Here is a 5821-nt window from a genome sequence, read left to right as displayed (position 1 = left end):
ATTATGATACACCTATGCTATACTTTAAGAAATTAAGGAATTCCTAACTGCAATATGTCTGGCTCCTGTGCAATAATTTTATATAAAAATATAAAAGTTAATTAAAATTATTTATTATATAAGATTTTGCTCGAGACTGGACTTGAACCAGCACGGTGTTACCCGACAGCACCTCAAGCTGTTGTGTCTACCTATTCCACCACCCGAGCGAGTAAAATTAATATCTATTATATAATAACATAACTTTTTGTCAAATTTTATTTTTTATTATAAGTTATTTTTAAATGTTGCTAATAATAAAAAATGTATTAATATAAAATAAAGGATTTATATTATGACTGTTAAAGATAAAATAGATAGTTGGTTTATTCAAGCGAGGTTATATTTCGGCTTAACTAAATATTCTTCTGCTCTTAGATTATACGATAAGATTATAGAATATTTTTATACTTATAGCGGAGATTTAGATAATAATTATAAAGATACATATTTTGCAAGAGCCTACTACAAAAAAGCATTAACATTATATTATTTAAATCAATATGAAAAGTCTATAGAGTTTTATGATAAGGCTATAGGTATAAATCCTTTATATGAAAAGGCTTTTATTAATAAGGGGATAATACTTGCTAAGTTAAATGCTTATGATGATGCTTTGTCTTCTTTTAATATGGCTATAGAAATAAATGACAAATCTGAAATATCTTATTTTAATATAGGAATAATATATTCAAAATTGGAACGCTATCAAGATGCTTTAGATTATTTTAATATAGCAGGTAAATTAGGTTATGAATATGCTTATTTAAATGTGGCTATTATGTTGGAAAAGCTTGGAGAAATAGAGAATGCTTTTAAAATGTATGATAAAGCAATAGAGAGTAATCAATATTTAGAGATAGTTTATTTAAATAAAGGAAACTGTTTTAATAGAATAGATAAATATAAAGAGGCTATAGAATGTTTTGATAGGGCTATTGATATTTTAAAATCAAAAGAGATAAAAAGCACTAAAAAGACAGATATTAATGACAGCGATATGATTGAATATAATGATATTGATGATAATTCTATTTATGAGAGAGTTTATTTTTCTAAGGCTAATTCTTTAATATGTTTAAAAGAATATGATAAAGCTTTAGATATTTTAATTAGCATAGACAAATATAAATCTGTTAATATTTTTAATATTATATCAAAGTTTATACATTTTATTGATATAGATAAACTAATAAATATAATTTTAAATCAAGAGAGTTTTTGGATAAAAGAAAAAGAGGAATATTTTTATTTTGTTACAAGAGAGATTACTGATAAAAATAAATTAAAAAGATTATGGATACTTCAGTATATACTTTTATATTTAATATCAGTAAAAGATTATGATAATATAGAAGAGATATCTCATTACACTAGCATAGAAGTATTTGATGAGATGGCATTTGATAAAAGATATGATAAAAGATATGATAAAAGAGAAGAAGCTAATTTAAAAAGTTATAATAGCTATCTTAAAAAAAATAAGTTTAGAATGACAAGCGTGAAGAATGCTAATGACCCTAAAGAGGGTAAAATTTTAATGAAGCTTCTTAGAGATAATAGTTTAAATGTAAAGCATTCTAAAGTTAATAATTTTATAGCACTGCAAACTTCTTTTAGCAGATGCAAAGACTCTCTTACTATGTATAGATTATATGGTAAAAATGATAATAAGGAAGGTACAGGCTGTTGTTTAGTTTTTAATAAATCTTTTTTTGATACTTCTTTTAATAATATAAACTCGAGTATATTATTTTCTTTTTCTTATAATAAAGAAAATAATTCTTATATGGAGTCATATGAAGAAAATACTTTGCCGTTATATTATGTGCTTTATTATAATTATAGAAAAAATGAAATAATATTTAATCCTTGTGAATCTGACTACAATACACTTATAATAGATTTAAATAAAAATTATCATACTCTTTGGAATGAAGGTAATGATTTTTATGATAAGTTAAGAAATAAAATAGGCTATATTTTTAATAATATATTTGATATTATTAAATCTTTTAATAGTGAGGAGTTAGAATATTCTTGTCAGCTTCTTATGAATATACAGTATTTAATAAAGGATTCTTCATTTGTAGAAGAGCAGGAGATGCGTATTATACAGCTTCTCGAATATGGAAGTAATCCTTTGCATATAGATGATAATATGAAACGCTCCTACAAAAACTATTTATATTTATTTGATAATAAGGCATTAAAAGAGGTAATACTTGCTCCAAAGGTTAAGGACGCTGATTTTTTGGTTGAGAAATATAATGATAGGTTAGCAAAGGCTACTAATATATATAATTCAGAGACGGTAAAAAATAAATATAGAATTAATGTGTATGTATCGAATGCCCCTATTTCTTAAAAAGTTTTAGTATATAAAATTATTTATTGATTATATTTTCTAAATCTTCTTTTATACTCAAAGCCATGTTGTCATCGAAACTTGAAAATGAATTCTTTGTGTATAATATATTTTTGTTACTGTCAATAACTATTATCCAAGGAAGCCATTTAACATTATACTCATCAGAAATATTTTTGTATTTATCAACATCAACTTCAGTGAAAATCAAATTATCGTCTATAAACTTTTTAAGCTCTTCATTTACAAATACTTTTTCTTTAAGCTCATAACAATTAGCACACCAAACAGCAGAAAAATCTATTAGTATAGGTTTGTTATTTTGTTTTGAAAGTTCTAATGCATCAGTGTATGATATCATATTTGAAACTTCGCTTTTTGACTTTACAAATCCATAAACAGAGCCTAATGCTATTGATATTATAAGCACAGAAACAAATATTTTTTTCTCTAATGTACTTAACATTGCAGTTTTATTTTTTATTATGTAAACTAATACAGCAAATACTAATATTGCAGCTGAAGCTAATATATAACTTATTTTGTTAAAGCCTAAAACACCAAAAAGTATATTAGCATAATAGAAACTTATTATCATCATTAAGAAAGTGAAAATATATTTAACATATACCATCCAACTTCCAGCCTTAGGCATTTTTGTAAGTATTGAAGCAAATGTACCAAGAACAAATAATACAGAAGCAAAACCCAAAGCATAAACAGCCATGTATAGAGTAGCAAATACAGGATTAAGAAAACCTATTTCTAATATAACAGCTATTATAGGAGCAGCACAAGGAGTTGCAACTATTCCAGCAAGAAGCCCCATTATATATTTATGAAATATTGATTGATTCTTTTTAGCATATGCATTTGTCTTTGCAGACTGAAAAAATGAAGGAGCTTTAATTTCGTAAAAACCGGCCATTGAAAAAGTAAAGTATAAAAATAATAATACCAATATAGTTAAAACAATAGGATTATATCCAATACTTCCAAAGAGTATGGTTTTATGAAAAGCAAACCCAGCTACAGAAACAATTGCACCTAATAGAGTGTAGGTTGTTATTACGCCCAATGCAAATAAAAGTGAAGCTAATACGCTTGATTTTTTATTGTTTTTTTTATCTGTTGTTGTGCCCAAAATAGAAACTGTAATTGAGAGTAGGGGATAAGTACAAGGCAAAAGCACAGATGCAAGACCTGCTGCAAATATTAAAATCAATGTTATAAATATATTATTGCTTCCTTTAATATAGCTTTCTATAGAGCTTGCATTCTCTGGTTTTTCATCTGTTATATTAGTATTTGATATATCAATTTCTTCTCCGTATATTACTTTACTTTGAGGCTGTAAGCATATATTATCTTTTGCTGAGCATAATTGGTAAGTTGCTTTTATAAACTTAATTTTATTTATATCAATACCATTTAATATAAACTCAGTATCTACTTTTATTATAATATCATCATGATACTTTTCACCTTCTGGATATGTTGTATTTATTTCTTTATTGTCTGCAAAGAATAATATTTTATTTGCTATGCTTGACTCTAAATAAGCATAATATCCGTTTGGAATATTTGCTTTTACTGTAATTTTATTATCATTAGTTTCTAAAGTGAAATTAATTTCAGGATTTTTATTTAAATAATCAAACTGGTTTAAATTGACTAAATTATTATTCTGAGCAAAAGAAATACATGCTAAAGTAAAAATAAAAATTATAATATATTTAAAATACTTAAATTGATTTATATTCATTAATGTTCCTCTTTTTATTATATTTACCATATATTTTGTTTGTATATTATAACATTTATTTTAGTATTTTGTTAAAAAAATTATTGTTCTTAATAGTTATCTTTATAATAGAGTTTCTAGAAAATTATTTTGATTATTATATACACAATAATTATAGTTTTTCAAATTTTTTTATTTGTATAAAAGAAACAAAAAAACTGTATTTTGATGCTAAATTTTTAGTATTATAGTAAGTTTAATATGTATTAGCAAAATTAAATCCACAGTAATTGCTTTTTTCAAAGCTTTCCTGTGGCAAAAAAGTTAATAATAGATTTACAAAATTGACTTATATCTAATCATTGCTTACTTTATGTTTAATATAATGTCTGAAATACAAAGTAATAGTTATTGCTATAATCATTATTATAGCAGCATACATAGATAAATCTTTATACTGCACTCCAAATGAAATTAATATTCCTCCATATTTAGCACCTATAGCATTTCCTAAATTGAAAGAACTTTGATTAAATGTAGAAGCTAAATTCGGTGCCCCTTTAGCCTGCTCTACAACCAAAGACTGCAGCATAGGACATATTGCAAATCCCCCTATGCTCCAAGCTATCAAATCTATTATCATAGGTATAAGTTTTGTATTTACATATAACATTACAATTTGAATAATTATCATTAAAATCATTATTGAAATTAAAGATTTCATCAAACTCCTATCTCCAAGCTTTCCTCCTAAAAATGTTCCTATAGTAAGTCCAGCACCTATATAAAATAATATCTTTATAACAGTTTCTTTATTTACCATAGTAACTTTTTGAAGTATAGGATCTATATAAGTAAATATTGTAAATAAACTAGCTGATGTTAATACTGATAATAATAGAGGTATAAAAACTCTTCTATGTCTTAATATTTTAAACTCACTGATAACATCTCCACTAGGCATAGGTAATTTTGAAGGAATTGATACAATCAAAGCTAATATTGCAAGCACACCTATTGCACTAACAAGATAAAAAGTAGATCTCCAACCAAATTGTTCTCCTATATGAGTACCTATAGGAACGCCCAAAATATTTGCTAAACTTACGCCCATAAATACTATTGCTATAGCCTGAGATCTTCTATTTTCTCCAGCCATATCTGAAGCAACAACAGAGGCTATTCCAAAGAAAGTTCCATGACATAATGCGGCAAGAACTCTTGCAACCATTAAAAAATTATAATTTGGAGCTATAGCACATAAAATATTTCCTATTATAAACATAATCATCAAAAAAATTAAAGTAATTTTTCTTGAAAGTTTCATTGTTAATATTGCAAGCAGCGGAGCACCAACAACAACACCCATAGCATACATTGAAACTAAAGTTCCTGCTTTGGGTATACTTATATTTAAATCTCTGGCAACTTCAGAAAGAAGCCCCATTATAACGTATTCACTTGTACCAATACCAAATGCTGAAAAAGTAAGCATAAATATAGCAAAAGGCATTTTTAATAATCTCCTATTTTTTTATTAATTAGGTGTAAATTCTATATTTATTTTTTTATCTGTCAATAGGTATTTTAGAATTTTATTGCACAGGAGCCAGACATATTGCAGTTAGGAATTCCTTAATTTCTTAAAGTATAGCATAGGTGTATCATAA

Annotated in this window: 3 protein-coding genes and 1 tRNA gene; 1 reads left to right on the top strand and 3 read right to left on the bottom strand. The window is 25.6% G+C overall.

Translation table 11 applies throughout. The features are described from left to right. Positions 1 to 127 precede the first annotated feature (127 nt). Positions 128 to 209: transfer RNA gene (locus Q0H31_RS12775), tRNA-Leu, on the bottom strand. Between the two features lie 125 nt (positions 210 to 334). Between Q0H31_RS12775 and Q0H31_RS12770 the strand changes: the two genes are divergently transcribed. Further along, positions 335 to 2407: a tetratricopeptide repeat protein gene (locus Q0H31_RS12770; protein ID WP_295298779.1), complete on the top strand. Its 2073-nt coding sequence runs from the start codon at positions 335 to 337 to the stop codon at positions 2405 to 2407. A gap of 19 nt (positions 2408 to 2426) precedes the next feature. Here Q0H31_RS12770 and Q0H31_RS12765 read toward each other — a convergent pair whose 3' ends face one another. After that, positions 2427 to 4172 (bottom strand): cytochrome c biogenesis protein CcdA, encoded by a 1746-nt coding sequence (locus Q0H31_RS12765; protein ID WP_295298777.1) that lies wholly within the window; start codon positions 4170 to 4172, stop codon positions 2427 to 2429. Between the two features lie 334 nt (positions 4173 to 4506). Next, a complete protein-coding gene (locus Q0H31_RS12760) occupies positions 4507 to 5664 on the bottom strand; it encodes an MFS transporter (RefSeq protein WP_295298775.1) in 1158 nt (385 codons plus the stop codon). Between the last annotated feature and the right edge of the window lie 157 nt (positions 5665 to 5821).

The sequence above is a fragment of the uncultured Brachyspira sp. genome (assembly GCF_934747485.1).
Taxonomy (GTDB): Bacteria; Spirochaetota; Brachyspiria; order Brachyspirales; family Brachyspiraceae; genus Brachyspira.
This window is presented reverse-complemented; position numbering and strand designations above follow the sequence as displayed.

Excerpts from the sequence above, each read along its gene's own strand:
- Q0H31_RS12770 (WP_295298779.1), top strand. The coding sequence starts at position 335 with ATGACTGTTAAAGATAAAATAGATAGTTGGTTTATTCAAGCGAGGTTA.
- Q0H31_RS12765 (WP_295298777.1), bottom strand. The coding sequence starts at position 4,172 with ATGAATATAAATCAATTTAAGTATTTTAAATATATTATAATTTTTATT.
- Q0H31_RS12760 (WP_295298775.1), bottom strand. The coding sequence starts at position 5,664 with ATGCCTTTTGCTATATTTATGCTTACTTTTTCAGCATTTGGTATTGGT.